General features: G+C 70.1%; 23 protein-coding genes and 1 pseudogene. 13 read left to right on the top strand and 11 right to left on the bottom strand.

The genetic code is table 11. The annotated features are described in order from the left end of the window. Positions 1-139 precede the first annotated feature (139 nt). From ACGFJ7_RS15835 to ACGFJ7_RS15815, 5 genes and pseudogenes are all read left to right on the top strand, one after another. The gene (locus ACGFJ7_RS15835; protein ID WP_392642549.1) at positions 140-910 is read left to right on the top strand and encodes a VOC family protein; all 771 of its coding nucleotides are present in this window, start codon (positions 140-142) and stop codon (positions 908-910) included. Positions 911-939: 29 nt separating this feature from the next. Further along, positions 940-1,131 carry a DUF3072 domain-containing protein gene (locus ACGFJ7_RS15830; protein WP_360239737.1) on the top strand — a complete coding sequence of 64 codons (192 nt, stop codon included), beginning with the start codon at positions 940-942 and terminating at the stop codon, positions 1,129-1,131. Between the two features lie 102 nt (positions 1,132-1,233). After that, positions 1,234-1,455 carry a helix-turn-helix domain-containing protein gene (locus tag ACGFJ7_RS15825; RefSeq protein WP_360239734.1) on the top strand — a complete coding sequence of 74 codons (222 nt, stop codon included), beginning with the start codon at positions 1,234-1,236 and terminating at the stop codon, positions 1,453-1,455. A 1-nt stretch (position 1,456) separates the two neighbouring features. Then, entirely contained in the window at positions 1,457-2,056 is a 600-nt protein-coding gene (locus tag ACGFJ7_RS15820) for a Clp protease N-terminal domain-containing protein (RefSeq protein ID WP_392642548.1), read from the top strand. 219 nt (positions 2,057-2,275) lie between these two features. Continuing rightward, a pseudogene (locus ACGFJ7_RS15815) lies at positions 2,276-2,606 on the top strand (transposase); the annotation flags it as partial. Between the two features lie 185 nt (positions 2,607-2,791). Here the strand turns inward: ACGFJ7_RS15815 and ACGFJ7_RS15810 are convergent. Next, the gene (locus ACGFJ7_RS15810; protein ID WP_392642547.1) at positions 2,792-3,655 is read right to left on the bottom strand and encodes an oxidoreductase; all 864 of its coding nucleotides are present in this window, start codon (positions 3,653-3,655) and stop codon (positions 2,792-2,794) included. A gap of 19 nt (positions 3,656-3,674) precedes the next feature. Further along, positions 3,675-4,421 (bottom strand): SDR family NAD(P)-dependent oxidoreductase, encoded by a 747-nt coding sequence (locus ACGFJ7_RS15805; RefSeq protein ID WP_392642546.1) that lies wholly within the window; start codon positions 4,419-4,421, stop codon positions 3,675-3,677. A gap of 12 nt (positions 4,422-4,433) precedes the next feature. On the opposite strand from ACGFJ7_RS15805, the gene ACGFJ7_RS15800 reads away from it, so the two are divergent. Beyond that, complete coding sequence (locus ACGFJ7_RS15800; protein WP_392642545.1) at positions 4,434-4,973, top strand: hypothetical protein; 540 nt, start codon at positions 4,434-4,436, stop codon at positions 4,971-4,973. Here the strand turns inward: ACGFJ7_RS15800 and ACGFJ7_RS15795 are convergent. Then, positions 4,885-5,292 carry a hypothetical protein gene (locus ACGFJ7_RS15795; RefSeq protein WP_360239728.1) on the bottom strand — a complete coding sequence of 136 codons (408 nt, stop codon included), beginning with the start codon at positions 5,290-5,292 and terminating at the stop codon, positions 4,885-4,887. The genes ACGFJ7_RS15800 and ACGFJ7_RS15795 overlap by 89 nt on opposite strands. Before the next feature lie 29 nt (positions 5,293-5,321). After that, entirely contained in the window at positions 5,322-5,789 is a 468-nt protein-coding gene (locus ACGFJ7_RS15790) for a GNAT family N-acetyltransferase (RefSeq protein ID WP_360239725.1), read from the bottom strand. A gap of 58 nt (positions 5,790-5,847) precedes the next feature. On the opposite strand from ACGFJ7_RS15790, the gene ACGFJ7_RS15785 reads away from it, so the two are divergent. From ACGFJ7_RS15785 to ACGFJ7_RS15775, 3 genes are all read left to right on the top strand, one after another. After that, complete coding sequence (locus tag ACGFJ7_RS15785; RefSeq protein WP_360239722.1) at positions 5,848-6,288, top strand: MarR family transcriptional regulator; 441 nt, start codon at positions 5,848-5,850, stop codon at positions 6,286-6,288. A 1-nt stretch (position 6,289) separates the two neighbouring features. Then, entirely contained in the window at positions 6,290-7,237 is a 948-nt protein-coding gene (locus ACGFJ7_RS15780) for a pirin family protein (protein ID WP_360239719.1), read from the top strand. A 73-nt stretch (positions 7,238-7,310) separates the two neighbouring features. Then, positions 7,311-7,478: a hypothetical protein gene (locus tag ACGFJ7_RS15775; RefSeq protein ID WP_392642544.1), complete on the top strand. Its 168-nt coding sequence runs from the start codon at positions 7,311-7,313 to the stop codon at positions 7,476-7,478. Between the two features lie 265 nt (positions 7,479-7,743). Here the strand turns inward: ACGFJ7_RS15775 and ACGFJ7_RS15770 are convergent, their stop codons facing one another. Continuing rightward, complete coding sequence (locus ACGFJ7_RS15770) at positions 7,744-8,100, bottom strand: DUF6401 family natural product biosynthesis protein (RefSeq protein WP_360239716.1); 357 nt, start codon at positions 8,098-8,100, stop codon at positions 7,744-7,746. A gap of 91 nt (positions 8,101-8,191) precedes the next feature. Here ACGFJ7_RS15770 and ACGFJ7_RS15765 point away from each other — a divergent pair, with 91 nt between their 5' ends. Continuing rightward, a complete protein-coding gene (locus ACGFJ7_RS15765) occupies positions 8,192-8,548 on the top strand; it encodes a hypothetical protein (protein ID WP_360239713.1) in 357 nt (118 codons plus the stop codon). 9 nt (positions 8,549-8,557) lie between these two features. On the opposite strand, the gene ACGFJ7_RS15760 is transcribed toward ACGFJ7_RS15765, so the two are convergent. Continuing rightward, positions 8,558-8,767, bottom strand: a complete 210-nt coding sequence (locus tag ACGFJ7_RS15760) for a hypothetical protein (protein ID WP_360239710.1) — start codon at positions 8,765-8,767, stop codon at positions 8,558-8,560. 257 nt (positions 8,768-9,024) lie between these two features. On the opposite strand from ACGFJ7_RS15760, the gene ACGFJ7_RS15755 reads away from it, so the two are divergent. Next, entirely contained in the window at positions 9,025-9,546 is a 522-nt protein-coding gene (locus tag ACGFJ7_RS15755) for a hypothetical protein (RefSeq protein WP_392642543.1), read from the top strand. Here the strand turns inward: ACGFJ7_RS15755 and ACGFJ7_RS15750 are convergent. From ACGFJ7_RS15750 to ACGFJ7_RS15740, 3 genes are all read right to left on the bottom strand, one after another. After that, positions 9,543-9,722, bottom strand: a complete 180-nt coding sequence (locus tag ACGFJ7_RS15750; RefSeq protein ID WP_360239704.1) for a hypothetical protein — start codon at positions 9,720-9,722, stop codon at positions 9,543-9,545. The two genes, ACGFJ7_RS15755 and ACGFJ7_RS15750, sit on opposite strands and share 4 nt — an antisense overlap. A gap of 69 nt (positions 9,723-9,791) precedes the next feature. Then, the gene (locus ACGFJ7_RS15745; RefSeq protein WP_360239701.1) at positions 9,792-10,256 is read right to left on the bottom strand and encodes an SRPBCC family protein; all 465 of its coding nucleotides are present in this window, start codon (positions 10,254-10,256) and stop codon (positions 9,792-9,794) included. Further along, a complete protein-coding gene (locus ACGFJ7_RS15740; RefSeq protein ID WP_360239698.1) occupies positions 10,253-11,296 on the bottom strand; it encodes a YihY/virulence factor BrkB family protein in 1,044 nt (347 codons plus the stop codon). Before ACGFJ7_RS15740 ends, ACGFJ7_RS15745 begins: the two co-directional genes overlap by 4 nt. Before the next feature lie 62 nt (positions 11,297-11,358). Between ACGFJ7_RS15740 and ACGFJ7_RS15735 the strand changes: the two genes are divergently transcribed. Beyond that, the gene (locus ACGFJ7_RS15735) at positions 11,359-12,933 is read left to right on the top strand and encodes an NAD(P)/FAD-dependent oxidoreductase (protein WP_360239695.1); all 1,575 of its coding nucleotides are present in this window, start codon (positions 11,359-11,361) and stop codon (positions 12,931-12,933) included. On the opposite strand, the gene ACGFJ7_RS15730 is transcribed toward ACGFJ7_RS15735, so the two are convergent. Then, positions 12,899-13,363, bottom strand: a complete 465-nt coding sequence (locus ACGFJ7_RS15730; RefSeq protein ID WP_392642542.1) for an SRPBCC family protein — start codon at positions 13,361-13,363, stop codon at positions 12,899-12,901. The two genes, ACGFJ7_RS15735 and ACGFJ7_RS15730, sit on opposite strands and share 35 nt — an antisense overlap. Before the next feature lie 107 nt (positions 13,364-13,470). Between ACGFJ7_RS15730 and ACGFJ7_RS15725 the strand changes: the two genes are divergently transcribed. Continuing rightward, positions 13,471-14,664 (top strand): glycosyltransferase, encoded by a 1,194-nt coding sequence (locus tag ACGFJ7_RS15725; RefSeq protein ID WP_360239689.1) that lies wholly within the window; start codon positions 13,471-13,473, stop codon positions 14,662-14,664. An 8-nt stretch (positions 14,665-14,672) separates the two neighbouring features. Here ACGFJ7_RS15725 and ACGFJ7_RS15720 read toward each other — a convergent pair whose 3' ends face one another. Then, positions 14,673-15,179: an O-methyltransferase gene (locus ACGFJ7_RS15720; protein WP_392642541.1), complete on the bottom strand. Its 507-nt coding sequence runs from the start codon at positions 15,177-15,179 to the stop codon at positions 14,673-14,675. Positions 15,180-15,202: the final 23 nt, after the last annotated feature.

Here is a 15,202-nt window from a genome sequence, read left to right as displayed (position 1 = left end):
TTACATGTGACGTACGGACGGTTACCTTCAGTAGCGGAAAGCCGCTCTAAAGCGGACATTGAACCCCGGGGTAGTGACGGCGCGTATTCATTGCCGTAGAGTCATTCGCAAATCGGGGACGTCCACGTTGGAGCGGTATATGCGGATCAGAGGCTTTGCGCCGTCGACCCCCTGCTGGGTGGAGCTCACCACGTCGAACCCGGAGGAAGCCGCCGGTTTCTACGGCGGGCTCTTCGGCTGGCGGCTCGACGGTGATCGATTCACGCTCGACGGCCGTGCGGTGGCCGGACTCAGCCGGAGCCGGTCGGATCGGCCCGAGGGCTGGCTGACCTACCTGGCCGCCCCCGATCTCGAGGGCACGGCCGAGCGCGTCGCGCAGGCGTACGGAAGGGCCTTGACCTGGCCCGAGGAGCGCGACGGCGCCCGCAGCGCGATCGTGGCCGACGGGGCCGGCGCGGTCTTCGGCCTGTGGCAGGCGGCGGGCTTCGCCGGTATGCAGGAACGCGGCGTGCCGGGCACGATGGCCTGGGCCGACCTGCTCACCGACGACGTGGCCACGGCGACGTCGTTCTACGCGCGGGTCTTCGGCTGGACCCTGACCCACGAGTTCGGCAGCGGCGAGTGGCTGACCGAGGCCCACGACTCGGTGGCCGGCCTGATCACCGGCCGCTACGGGGCCCGCTGGCAGCCGTCGTTCCAGGTCGCCGACTGCTCGGACGCCATCGACCGGGTGGCCGGGCTGGGCGGCCGCGTGCTCACCGGGCCGGCCGAGCTGGGCCTGGGCTGCTACGCCGAGATCGTCGACCCGTTCGGCGGCTCGTTCGCGGTGACCTCGCCGGTCGCCCGTGAGGTGCGGCTCGACGTCGCCTACAACGACATCATCGGCATGGAGTTGACGTACGGCGGGTAAGAGAACAGGCGTTCGAAGGAGGAGAGCTGATGACGACGACGAACGCCGAGAAGGACCCGTCGGACTGGACCACCGGTGACGAGCCGGCGACCGGCGCCCAGGAGTCTTACCTGCACACTCTCGCCACCGAGGCGCGGGAAGAGGTGCCGGACGGCCTGACCAAGGCCGAGGCGTCGGAGAAGATCGACGAACTGCAGGAGAAGACCGGCCGCGGCCGGTAGATCCACTCGAGGGCCGGCCCTGTGTGAACAGGGCCGGCTTTTTCGTGTCGAAGACGTCAACCGAAGTTGACACGACGGCGGCTGTCAACGTAAGTTGACAGCATGACCGAAGCAACCGATCTCGCCGCGGCGGCGAGCAGTGCCGACCCCCGGGTCGGACTCCGCGCCGTTGTGGCCCTGCGCCGCCTGCTCGAGGGGCTCGAGCACCTCCAGGTGGCCAACGCCCGCCGTAAGGGCTGGTCCTGGCAGGAGATCGCCGACGCGCTCGAGGTGACCCGCCAGGGCGTACACAAGAAGCACGCGCGCACGATGCCGGAGGACTGACATGTTCGAGCGATTCACCACCCCGGCCCGCGAGGTCGTCACCCGGGCCCAGACGGAGGCCCGCGCGCTCGGCCACGGCCACATCGGCACCGAACACGTGCTGATCGCGCTGGTCGCCGATCCGGACGGCCCCGTCGCCACGGCTCTCAAGGACAACGGCGTCACTGCCGATTACGTACGCGACGAGGCGCGCCGAAAAGTCGAGCGCACCCCGCCCCTCTCGCCGGTCGACTCCGACGCCGAGGACAGGGCGGCCCTGAAAGCGATCGGCATCGACCTCGACGCCGTACGGGCGGCCATCGAGCAGAACTTCGGAGCCGGCGCCCTGCAGCTTCCCCGCCCCGAGCCGAAGAAGCGCGGGCTGTTCGGCCGCTTCTCCAGCGGTCACATCCCGTTCACCAAGCGCAACAAGAAGGTGCTGGAGCTCTCGCTGCGCGAGGCGATCCGGCTCAACCAGAAATTCATCGCCCCCGAGCACATCGCGCTCGGCCTGATCCGCGAGGGCGAGGGCCTGGCCATGCTGATCCTGAGCGAGAAGCACGTCGACTTCGACCGCCTCCGCGACGACCTGGCCCGCTCGGTGCGGAGTCGGGCCGCCTAAGGCGTTTTCATAAGGCGGCAGCGGGATCAGGACCGCCCACTGCCTGTCGTCACGTCATGCCGCCTCGTCACCGCAAGGTGGCCACGAGGTCTCCGGTATGAACTTCCGGCTGGGTCGCAGAACCAGATACCGGAGACCTCTTCAGTTGTCGACCACAGCCGCGCCGTGACTTCAAGACCTCGGCGGGACCTACGAAACACGCGTTAGCTTGAGTTTTAAGGCCGGATCGATATTGACCGGCTACGCACCGCGCTGGCCGCAGCGCCGGTACCGCGAGCCGCCGACGGCCGGGTCGTACTCGCGGTGGACGTGACGTGCTGGTTGCGCCCGGAAGCCCACACCAGTCCGGATCGGGTGTGTCACACCTACGGGCCGAGCCAGGGACACCCACATCGGTGTCTCTGGCTGGCCGTATTCGGTGGTGGCCGCCCTCGAAACGGGACGGCATTCGTGGACCGCACCGCTGGACGTCCACCGGCTGCAACCTGGTGACGACGCCGCGACGGTGACCGCCGATCAGCTGCGTGATGTCGTGCGACGCTTGATCTCATGACGGACCCCGGCTGGCATTACTGGCGGGATCTGCCGGTGAAAGTCGTGGGCCGCCTACACTCAGCTACGCCTGGCCCGGACACTGGTTGCCGATCTGCGCCGGCCCTGGGAACGCCGCGTCACCAGGACCGATCGGCCCAGCAGCACAACCAGACAGAAGCCCTCAACCACTCCAAACTCAAGTTAGTTGTTGAGGCCACTCAGATCACGCGGCCGTGCATCGTCGGCATCCGTGGACCGGCTCAGCTCCTGCCAGGCGTCGATTTCGGCGATCTTGGCTTCGTCGGCCGCCCGAATCAAGCTGACCGCGTCCGAGCCGAGCGGGAGCCGCAGGGGTGGCTCATCGAGGTACGGCACGCCGGCGATGACCTGGCCGGCCTTCTCGGGGTCACCATTCAGGTCGCCATCCTTCAGATGGCCGATCATGTAGCCGACGGTGGCCCGATAGTCCTCACCCGGTTCGATCACCGCCATCGAGGAGCCGGCCCAGTCGGTCCGGAAACCACCGGGTTCGATGATGGTGACCTTCACCCCGAAAGGCTTCACCTCGGCCGCCAAGGCCTCCGAGAAGCCTTCGACCCCGAACTTCGCCGTGCCGTACGCCGCCAACCCGTATCCGGGGGCTCGCCGGCCGCCGATCGTCGAGATCTGCAGGAAATGTCCCGATCGCTGCTTCCGGAGGACCGGAAGAGCCGCTCGCGTGACGTTGACGACCCCGAACAGGTTCGTCTCGATCTGCGCCCGGAAAACGTCCACCGGGGTCTCTTCGATGGAGCCCAGCGTGCCGTACCCAGCGTTGTTCACCACAACGTCGAGCCGTCCGAACCGGTCGACGGCGGACTGCACGGCAGCGGCTGCGGCGGTCGGATCGGTCACGTCGAGCGGCACCGGCAACACCCGGTCGCCATGCGTGCCGACCAGATCCTCGAGGTCGGCGGTTCGGCGAGCGGTGGCGACCACGTAGTCGCCCTGCGCCAGGACGGCGTCCGCGATGCTGCGCCCGAGTCCACGCGACGAGCCGGTGATCAGCCATGTCTTCTTGGTCATGGTCATGTCCTTTCCGAGGTCAGGCGAGGAATCCGCCGTCCACCGCGAGGTGGGCGCCGGTGATGTAGGAGGCCTCGTCGGAGAGCAGGAACGCGACGGCCGTCGCGATTTCCCGGGGGTCTCCGATGCGACCGGCGGGGATGCTCTCGGCGATCCCGGCGGCTTCGCCGCCACCGGCTCCGGCGTCGAGCATCGGGGTCGCGATGACTCCCGGCTGCAGTTCGTTGATGCGCACACCGCGGTGCGCCCAGTCGCGTGCCGCCGACCGGGTCAATCCCCGGACTCCGTGCTTGCTGGCCGAGTAAGCAGCGCGCATCGGCAGACCTCGATCGGCGAAGACACTGCTCACGTTGACGACCGAGCCACCGCCGGCGGCGACGATCGCCGGGATCTCGACCCGCATGGCGAGAAACAGCGACGTCAGGTTGACGGCGATGGTGTCTGTCCAGAGGCTGATCGGCAGGTCGGGCAAATCGGCGTTCTCGCTGGCGACGCCGGCATTGTTGACCGCGTGGTGGAGCGCGCCGAACCGGGCGACGGTCTGCTCGACCGCGGTGGTCATCGCCCCGGCATCGGTCACGTCGGCGCGAACGACCAACGCCTCGCCTCCGGCCGCGGTTATGCGATGGGCGACCTCGTCCAGCGGTTGCTGTCGGCGCCCGACCAGCGTCACCCGAGCTCCTCGCTCAGCCAGTAGTTCCGCGGTAGCCGCGCCCATGCCGGTACCCGCACCGGTGACCAGAGCCACTTTTCCCTCTAAGGTCATTACGCCCTCTAAATGACTGGTCAGCCATTTCCGTATGCTGCGACCCTAGGGCGGACCGACGGCCGACCGGCCCTCACCGTCACTAAGGTGCGGGCGTGCCTTCCCCTTCAAGCAGAGATCGTCTGCTCGGCGCCGCCACCCGGGAGTTCAGCCGGCGAGGCGTCGCCGGGGCTGGACCGGACCGCGACGACCGCCGGGCTCAGCAAAGGCTTGACCTACCGCTGTTTCGCCACCAAAAAGGCGCTGCTCGAGCGGGTTCTCACCTTGGTGCGTCTTGACGGAAGGGATCTCCCGGCTTACGCCGGGCGGCTATTCGACCGGTACGCGGAGAGCCCGCACAGTGCCCGTCTCGCACTCTGGCAGACGCTCGAACGTGAGGACGCCGGTCAGCGCCTGGGCCACATCGCGGTCTCCACCCGGAGCAACCTGGCCTCGATTTCGGCAGCGCAGCAGGCTGGCCTGGTCAGCGGTAATAGAGGCGCAGCTGGTGGCCGTCGGCCGTGCGGTGCCAGCCGACGTCGCCGAGCGCCTCGACGTCGGGTCGCCGGGTGAGCCATTCCGTGGCCATCGCGAACGCCTCGGCCGGTGTCCGACCGATGAAGACGACCCGGCGCTCCCACTCCTCGTAGACGGTGGGCGCGCCGGTCTCGGGCCGGGTTCCGCGCGGGCCGGTCACCACCGCCGTGGGGCCGACGCGCCGTCCGTTGCGGACGGCCTGGACGAACCAGTCGTTGACGGTCTCGTCGTGTTCCACGGTCCAGCCGTCGAGGCGGCCGACGTCGTCGGCGATGATGCGCCGGGCACGGTCGAGCGCGGCGTCGAGCGTGGCGAAGTCGATGTCCTCGCCGTTGTACTCGACCCGGTACGTCATGCACGGTGATGATAGGGGCCGAACGGCGGTTATCGAAGCCTCAGGCGCATGGCCGGGTCGTCGGTGCGCCGGAAGCCGAGTGACTCGTAGAGCGGTTCGCCGTCGGCTGAGGCGCGCAGGTCGACCCGGTGGACGCCGCGACCGCGGAACCACTCGATCAAAGCGGTCACGCAGGCCCGCGAGTGGCCGTGGCGACGCTGGTCGGGGTCGGTGACGACGCTGAAGATGTAGCCGACGCGGCCGGTCGCGTCGCCCGGGCCGCCGAGGCGCTGCTCGACGGTGCCGACCGCGGAGGCCGCGAGACCGCCCCCGGGGCGGTCGACCACGAAGGCGGTGAGGTCCGGGTCGGGTGCGGAGAGTTTCTCGACCAGCGTCCGGCGGGCCGGCTCGCGCCAGTCGTCGTCCCAATCCGCGCCGCGGTCGAAGCTGCGCAACATCACCGCGCGGAGCCGGACCAGCTCCGCGGCGTCTTCGGGAACGGCCTGCCGTGCAGTCATGCAGATCATGCTAGGCAACGCTTGTTATTTCAGATTTGAAAGAGATACAGTTCTGGACATGGCCGAACCGCTGTCCGACGCCGAGGCGATCGCCTGGCGCACCTTCATCGAGAGCTCGTGGGCCCTGCACACCCACCTCGAGGACGAGTTGCGCGCCGACACCGGGCTCAGCATGAACGATTACCACGTTCTCGTCGTCCTGTCCGAGGCCCCCGACCACCGGCTGCGCATGGGCGAGCTGGCCGGCCGCCTCGTCTTCTCGCCGAGCCGCATCACGTACCAGATCAGCTCCATGGTCAAGCGGGGCCTGGTCCGCAAGCAGCCCTGTCCCGAGGACGGCCGCGGCCAGGAGGCCGTACTGACCGAGGACGGCCTGGCCGCCCTCAAAGCCGCCGCCCCCATGCACCTGGTCACCGTCCGCGACAGCTTCATCGACCGTCTCGACCCCGACGAGCTCGCCGTGATCACCCGTGTGTTCAGCAAAGTTAGGAAGTCCTGAGATGCCCGCCATCACCGTCGACGACGTCCTCGTCCTGCCACGGCTTCCCCACCTCGACCACACCGCCGCCGTCCGCCCGGTCCGGCGCCTGACGACCGCCCCGCAGGGGTACGAGGGTGAGGGCTTCCCGGTCCGGCGCGCGTTCGCCGGCGTGCCCCTGGAAGAGCTCGACCCCTTCATCCACCTGGACCAGATGGGCGAGGTCGACTACGCGCCGGGCGAGCCCAAGGGCACGCCGTGGCACCCGCACCGCGGCTTCGAGACCGTCACCTACATGATCGACGGCATCATGGACCACCAGGACTCCCTGGGCGGCGGCGGCACGATCACCAACAGCGACACCCAGTGGATGACGGCCGGCCGCGGCATCCTGCACATCGAGGCCCCGCCGGAGCACCTGGTCATGAGCGGCGGCCTCTTCCACGGTCTCCAGCTCTGGGTCAACCTGCCCGGCTCGGCCAAGATGATCGACCCCAAGTACCAGGACATCCGGGGCCGGGAATCGGCCCTGCTCACCACCCCCGACGGCGGCAGCCTGATCCGCGTCATCGCCGGCGAGGTGGCCGGGCACAAAGGCCCCGGCTCCACCTTCACCCCGATCAACCTGGCCCACGTGACCCTGCAGCCCGGCGCCCAGCTCGACCTGCCGTGGCAGCGCACGTACAACGCCCTGGTCTACGTCCTGTCCGGCCGGGGAACGGTCGGCGCCGACAAGCGCCCCATCCGGATGGGCCAGCTGGCCACCCACGGCGCCGGCGACTCGATCCGGGTGAACGCCCACGACGAGATGGACCTGTTCATCATGGGCGGCCGCCCCATCGGCGAGCCGGTGGCCATGTACGGCCCCTTCGTGATGAACACGAAGGCCGAGCTGAAGCAGGCTTTCGAGGACTACCAGAAGGGCCGCCTCGGCGTCATCCCGGCCACCCGCCTGCCGCACACCGACTGAACAGGGCCGCACACCGACTGAACAGGGCGCGCCGCTCGCGAACGTACGCCACGTCGCCCAGGTAGAGCCGGTCGTGCCCCTCGGCGAGGTGGCGCGCGAACGCCGCGTCACCGCCGGCGGCCGCGTCGCGCATGACATCGACCATCGCGAGCAGCCGGGCCACCACGGCGTCCGGCGCGGTCGCGGCGCAGCCGGCGGTGGCGTCGTGATAGTCGCGCAGCAGGCCGGCGTGGCCGGGTAGTTCGACACCTCGCCGGGCAGGAAGTCGAGAACTTCGAAGCCGTCGGGTGTCACCTCACGCACTCACGGCGCCTTCCGGAACCCCACCGCCTCGAGATGTCGAAGCAGGTCGTGGACCAGAGGGGACCATAGGCCGGTGAGCGCCGGTCGACGTTTCGCGATCATCCATGGTCGGCAGGATATGAGGACGGCCGGTACCGGGGGGTTCCCCGGTACCGGCCGTCGAAAATGAAAGGTCGGTCTACGGCGTTGCTAGTGGCGCCAGCTCAGTGGGCGGTCGGCAGCGTCTGGGCGAGCGAGCACACCGCCAGCAGGCGGCAGAGGACCCAGTCGCTCTCGGACCAGTCGATCAGGCCGACCGGCGGGCGCCAGCCGTGGGTGAAGGCGGCGTCGCGGACGCCCTCGGCGTAGGCGGCCAGCAGGACCGCGGTGAGCGGGCGGCTGTCGGCCGAGAGACTGTCGCGGATGCCCGCGGCGTGCTGGTCGACGACGGCCATCAGGCCGGGGTTGGCGTCGGCGGCCGGGAGGCCGGAGACACCCACCGTGTCGTGCAGCTCGGTGAGGGCGGCGTGGGCGGAGCGGAGAGCAGCACGGGCGGCGGCGCCGGAGAACAAACCATTCATGAGAAGAAAGTTAGAGACGCCGGGGTAGCTGACGGTTCTCCGAACGGGTGCAGCTCGGTTGAAGCTGTTCGCGCGGGGAAAGATCCGAGTCATGGATGACAAGACGGTCGAGGCGCTGGGGAAGCTGAGCGAGGCGCTGGAGACCACCGAACGCGCCCGCGGGCATCTGTACGAGATGCATCAGCTCACCGGGTCGGCCGACTTCCAGCTCGACGAGGCCGTCTCGCTGCTGCGCGAGGCCGGGCACGACGCGATGGCCGATCGGATCGAGCGCGAGCTGATCGGCCTCGACGTCATCGAGGGGCGCTGGACGTTCCAGATCGTCGAGGAGTACGACGACGGCTACTACGCCACGTTCCGCGCCGTCGAGAAGGCGGCGCGGGACGAGTTGGCGGGCGGGCGCCGCCACCTTTACGAGGCCGGCCTCAAGGAGAAGCGGGGCCGCTGAAACAGCGTCTTATTCGATCGGCTCGGCGGTGACCGGGCGGCGGCGCTGGGCGTCGTCGGCGAGGATCACGGTGGCGACGACGAGGGCGACCACGACGGCGAAGAGCCAGGAGGCGTCGTCGATCAGCTTGGCGGCCAGCGGGGCCTGGAAGGCGGCCAGGAGGAAGCCCAGCCAGGCCAGCTGACGCTGGCGGTCGGTGAGGAATCCGGCAGAACGCATTCGGACAGTCTGGCTCGGAAAGGGCTGATCGCCGTCACCCGTTCGGCCGATTTTGCGTTGGTCCGATCGTGCCCCGAGTCTTGCGTCAAGGTCGCTCAACAACGCTGTTTCTGCTGGTCGGAGCGTTGCTCCTGGGTGGCTGTCAGAAACCCACGATCGCTCCGCAAGCCCCCGGCCGAGTTGCGGTGGGAGCGCTCCACGGGCGTACCCAGGCCATTTTGACGGTCGACGACGCGGCCTCACGCGTGCAAGTGATCATGGCCAGTCTGCCGGGGATGCTCTACCGGGTCAGCACGCCGGCCGGCGGGGGATTGGAGCCGCATGTCCGGGTCGACGGCATGTCGGTGCGGGCGAGCCTGCGGGCCACCGGGACCCAGGGGCCGCACGAGGTGCGCATCGTGCTCAACCGGGACGTCCGGTGGGGGATCCGGCTGCCCGCGGGAGCGGGGGAGCAGCAGCTGGACCTCGGCCGGGGCCGGGTCACCCGGATCGACCTGGGCGCCTCGGGGCTGATCGAGCTGAACCTGCCCGAGCCGGCCGGCACGGTGCCGGTGACACTGGCCGGCGGCGTGGGCACGCTTTCGGTCACCACGCCGGTCGGGGTGCCGCTGCGGATCGGTCTCGACCAGGGCGCCGGCTCGGCCACCACGCCGTGGACGGTGGCCGAGTCGCTGCCGGCCGGCACCTATCTGGGCCCACCGATCTGGCCGGCGGCCCGGCATCGCTACGCGCTGCGGGCCACCCAGGGGGTCGGTTTCCTGGTCGTACGGAGGTCCTAGTTGGGGCCGCTGTGCGGCGTGGTGCTCGGGCGGTCGCTGGTGATGTCCGTACCTTCCTCGTTGTCCGAGGGGTCGTTCTGGCCGTCGATGTCCCACGAGGCCATGGCCTTGTCGAGCTCGGCGAGGGGCAACTTCTCCTCGTCGCGCCACACGCCGTCGTCTGCCGGATGAGTCATGATCCGTACATACCCCCTCCGCGCACACGAAAACGGCCGCCCGAGGGCGGCCGTTCGCGCGATGAGGGATCAGGCGCCGGGGCGGTCGACCTGACCACGCCAGCCGCCGGTCTCCCGGCCGCCACGGCTCTCGATGTACTCCTTGAACCGCTTGAGGTCGCCCTTCACGCGGCGGTCGACGATGCCGAGCTTGTCGCCGGCGTTCTCGACCAGGCCCTGCGGGTCGTAGTCCATCTGGACGGTGACCCGGGTGTGCGTGTCGTCGAGCCGGTGGAAGGTGACCACGCCGGCCTGCTTCTCACCCTCGGTCGACTTCCAGGCCACCCGCTCGTCGGGAAGCTGCTCGGTGATCTCGGCGTCGAACTCGCGCTTCACGCCGGCGATCTCGGTCTTCCAGTGCGTGTGGGTCGCGTCGAGCTGACGGATCTCGTTCACGCCCTCCATGAACCGGGGGAACTCCTCGAACTGGGTCCACTGGTTGTAGGCGGCTCGCACCGGGACGTCGACGTCAACGGACTCGGTAACCGTACTCACGGTGTCTCCTTCTCATGATGTTTCCCCGCCTTGCTGACAGAAGACGTGCCCGGCTCGCCCGCCGCTAAACGCGGGGCGAGCGGAGTTTGTGGATCTTCGTCGCCGGCCTGGCGCAGCCGCTGCCGCAGAACCTCGGCGTTGACCTGCACACCCAGCAGCAGCGCGGTGTTCGACAAATAAATCCAGACGAGGAAGGCGACGATCGCGCCGAGACTGCCGTACGTGCGGTTGTAGGAGCCGAAGTTGGCCACGTACAGCCCGAAGCCGAACGACGCCACCGACCAGGCGACCAACGCCACCGCGCCGCCCACGGTGAGCCAGCGGAACCGGGGCGTCTTCACGTTCGGCGCGATCCAGAACATCAGCGACAGCACCACCATGGCGATCACGACCAGCACCGGCCAGCGGCCGATCGACCACACCTGGCGGGTGGTCGCGCCGGCGTGCAGGGCGTTGCCGACCGCGTCCACCACCGGGCCGCTGATCACCAGGCCGGCCCCGATCGCGGCCAGCAGGACCAGGGCCACCGCGGCCAGCCCGATCTGCAGGATCTCGAGCCGCCACCAGACCCGGCCCTCCTGGACGCCGTAGATGCGGTTGGAGGCGCGGGTGAACGTACCGACATAGCCCGACGCCGACCAGACCGCCAGCACCAGGCCGAAGCCGAACAGCACCTTGGCCGAGGACTGCTGGACCAGCAGCGCCTGGATCACCGAGATCAGGCTGTCGTTGTCCACCACCGAGCCGATGCCGAGGTCGCGCAGGATGCCGACGGCCGCGTCGAGCACCGTCGAGCCGTCGGTGACCAGGTTGACCAGGGCGACGATGACGACCAGGGACGGGATCAGCGCCATGAAGGTCTGATAGGTCATCGCGGCCGCGAAGTCGGAGCAGTCGTCCTCGATGTACCCGACGACGCTGCGCCACCCGACCGAGCGCCAGCTCTTCCCGCTGAGCTGGCGAAGCTTGAAGGGAACGGGCCGGGGCGTAAGGTCCGCGGCGTGCGCCTCGGACTCCCGGTCGAGCGTCGGCTCAGCCACTCTCCGGCTGCTACCCGGGCGCGATGAGTGACAAACGCCGCCGGGAGGGTACGACGTTCTCGATGGACACTGCAGACGCGATCGTCATCGGCGCGGGCCACAACGGCCTGGTCGCCGCGAACTTGTTGGCCGACGCCGGGTGGTCGGTGGTGGTGCTCGAGGCCGCCCCGCAGCCGGGCGGGGCGGTACGGTCCGGCTTCGTGACCGCGCCCGGATATCTGAGCGACCTTTTCAGTTCGTTCTACCCCCTCGGGTACGCCTCGCCGGTGCTGCGCGATCTCCACCTCGACCTGGAGTGGACGCGCTCGCCGGACGTGCTCACCCACCTGCTGCCGGACGGGCGGGCGGCGACGATAAACACCGACGTCGCCCGGACGATGGAGTCGGTCGAGAAGTTCGCGCCCGGCGACGGCGAGCGCTGGAAGAACGCGTACGACGACTGGCGGGGCGTCTCGGCGCCGATGCTCGACACCATCCTCACACCGTTCCCGCCGGTGCGCGGCGGCATCTCCCTGTTGCGGGCTCTGGGCAGCGTCGACGCGCTACGGCTGGCCCGGCGGCTGGTCCTCTCGGTGCGCGAGCTCGGCTCCGAGCTGTTCAGCGGGGAGGGCGCGACCTTGCTGATGGCCGGCTGCGCCCTGCACACCGACCTCTCCCCGGAAGAGGCCGGCGGCGGCGTCTACGGCTGGCTGCTGGCCATGCTCGGCCAGGAGCACGGCTGGCCGGTGCCGGTCGGCGGCGCCCAGCGGATCACCGATGCCCTGGTCTCGCGGTTGAGGGCCAAGGGCGGCGAGATCGTGTACGAGGCCCCGGCCGACCGCGTCCTGATCGCGCGGGGCAAGGCCGTCGGCGTCCGGACCGGCGACGGCCGGAACTTCCGGGCGACGCGGGCGGTGATCGCCGACGTGCCGGCCCCCGCGCTCTACCTCGACCTGGTCGGCGAGCGCTGGCTGCCGGCGCGGCTCGTCGAGGATCTCGCCCACTTCCGCTGGGACGGGGCCACGGTCAAGGTCGACTGGGCCGTCCGTACGAAGATGCCGTGGAAGAACCCGGCCGCCGCCGGCGCCGGCACCGTGCATCTGGGCGCCGACCTCAACGGCCTCACCCGGTACGCGGCCCAGCTCGCCACCGACCAGGTGCCGGACCACCCGTTCATGCTCCTCGGCCAGATGACCACGGCCGACCCGGGCCGCTCGCCCGAGGGCACCGAGTCGGTCTGGTCGTACACCCACCTGCCGCACCGCGACCACTGGGAGCCGGACGAGATCGCCGCCCACGTCGAGCGCATGGAGGCGACCGTCGAGCAGTACGCGCCCGGCTTCCGGGCGCAGGTCGAGGGCCGCAACGTCTACTCACCGGCCGACATGCAGCGGGAGAACCCGTCGCTGGTCGGCGGTGCCCTCGGCGGCGGCACGGCGGCCGCGTTCCAGCAGCTCTTCCTGCGCCCGGTGCCCTCGCTGGGCCGGGCCGACACCCCGGTCGACCGCCTGTTCATGGCCAGCTCGTCGGCCCACCCGGGCGGCGGCGTGCACGGCGCTCCCGGCGCCAACGCGGCGCGGGCCGCCCTGGCCCGCCACCGCGTGCCCGGCTACCGGGCGGTGATCAACTCAGCGCATCGCGTCGTGTATGGCGGTTAGAGCGCTCGGCGATGTCGGCCAGGCGGCGCAGGGTCTCGATGTTGCGGCGGTGCAGCACCAGGTCGTTGAGCTTGTTGCGCACCGCCAGCAGCGGGCCCCGCTCGAAGTCCTCCTCGATCGTCACCTTGGTGGCGCCGCCCGGTGCGGGCTCGAGCTTGATGTCGACCACGGCCTCACCCAGGGGCCACAGGCCGGCGTTGAGCCGGAGCCGCCGGTCCGGCTCGACGATCAGCACCTCGGACTTGTCGTGCAGGGAGAGCGGCCACGGTCCGGCCTTGTGGTGGAGACGGCTGCCCACGGCGGGCCAGTTCTCGTCGACGTCACGGATGTGTACGGTGCCGACCACCCAGTCGCTGTAGGTCCAGCCGTCGGCGAGGACGGCGAACACACGATCGGGCGGGGCCTGGACGGTTCGCTGCACGATAGCCACGGCGAGGACATACCCTGAGAGAACAGTCTGTAACGGATAGGTCAGGTTTACGGATGTTGCCCTAGGGCAAGGTCTCCGGCGAACACCTGCCCGACCGGAGGGACCACGTGCGCATCGCCATGATCTCTGAGCACGCCAGCCCCCTGGGTGATGGCGGCCAGCACACCCACGTCGCCGACCTCTCCACGGCTCTCGCCGAGATCGGTCACGAGGTCCGCGTCTACACCCGTCGCGACTCACCGGACGTCGCCGACGTGGTGACCACGCCGGGCGGCATCCACGTCGTCCACATCCCCGCCGGGCCCGCCCAGACGGTGCCCCCCGACCTCCTCCTTCCGCACATGGGCGAGTTCGCCCGCCTGCTCGAGCACGAGTGGCGTACCGGCGACTGGCACCCCGACGTCGCCCACGCCCACTTCTGGACCAGCGGCCTGGCCGCGATCACCGCCGCCCGCCAGTTCGGCATCCCGGTGGTGCAGTCGTTCCACGAGCTCGGCCTGCCCTCGCTCAGCGGCGGCGCCGACCGGCCCTCGCGCAGCGGATACGAGCGCGCCCTGGGCCGCGCCGTCGACCGTGTCGTCGCGCAGTCCCAGGACGAGGTCAGCGGCCTGGTCCGGATCGGTGTGCCCCGGGCCCGGCTGACCGTCGTGCCGGCCGGCGTCGACAGCATCCGGTTCAGCCCCGACGGCCCGTCGGCCGAACGCGACCCCGAGCGGCTCCGCATCCTCTCGGTCGGCAAGCTCGTCGAGCGTAAGGGCCTGGGCGACGTCATCCAGGCCATGCGGTACGTGCCCGGGGCCGAGGTGGTCGTCGTCGGCGGCCCGCCGGCCGAGGAGCTCAGGGCCGATCCGGGCGCCGCGAAATTGCGCGCGCTGGCCGACCGGTTGCAGGTCGGCGACCGGTTGAAGCTGGTCGGGCGGGTGCCGGCCCGCGACATGCCACACTGGTACCGCTCGGCCGACCTGCTGGTGGCGGCGCCCTGGCAGGAGCAGTTCGAGCCGGCCGCCCTGGAGGCCATGGCCTGCGGCGTCCCGGTGATCGGCACGACGGTGGGTGGCCTGACCGAGACCGTGGTCGACGGCCTCACCGGCGATCTGGTGCCGCCGCGCGACCCACGCGCCCTCGGCGGCGCCCTGCGCCGCCTGGTGAACGACAAGGTCCGCCGCTTCGCGTACGGCACGGCGGCCCTGGACCGTGCCCGTCAGGCGTACTCCTGGAAGCGCGTCGCCGCACAGATCGGCTCGGTCTACTCCGCCGTCACCGGCCTGCGCCGCGGCAGCAACACGGAGGCCATGGTCTGAGCGGCCGATCAGCGGCCCGTCCAGCAGCTGATCTCCATGCCGTCCTCGACCGGGAAGTCGACGCTCACGTAACCGTGGCCGGGGTCGCGGACGTAGGCGACATAGTCGCTCATCGACGCGAACGTGGAGTCGTCGCCGATGACGAGGGCGCCCGGTGCGAGCCGGTCCTCGAGCAGGCGCAGGACGGGCAGGCACATGTCCTTCCAGCCGTCGAGCAGGGCCAGGCCGATCGGGCCGCTGACCGTGCCGAGGGTGGCCGGCGCGTCGCCCTCGAGCACGGTCACGAGGTCGCCGAGCCCGGCCGCCTCGATGGTGGAGCGGGCCGCCTCGACCTTGGTCCTGCTGAGCTCGGTCGTGACGACGTGCCCGATCCCGTTGTCGCGCACGGCGGCGGCGAGGTGGAGCGTCGAGATTCCGTACGAGGTGCCGAACTCGGCCACCGTCCGCTCCAGGACCGACATCCTGATCGACGCGTTCGCCGCCGACAGCGCCCAGGAACTCACGCTGCCGGACACCGGCGCCTTGCGCTCCGCGGGCC

The sequence above is a fragment of the Actinoplanes sp. NPDC048988 genome, assembly GCF_043197815.1.
Taxonomy (GTDB): Bacteria; Actinomycetota; Actinomycetes; order Mycobacteriales; family Micromonosporaceae; genus Actinoplanes.
The sequence above is the reverse complement of the archived record's forward strand: the minus strand, read 5'-3'. Positions and strand labels throughout refer to the sequence as shown.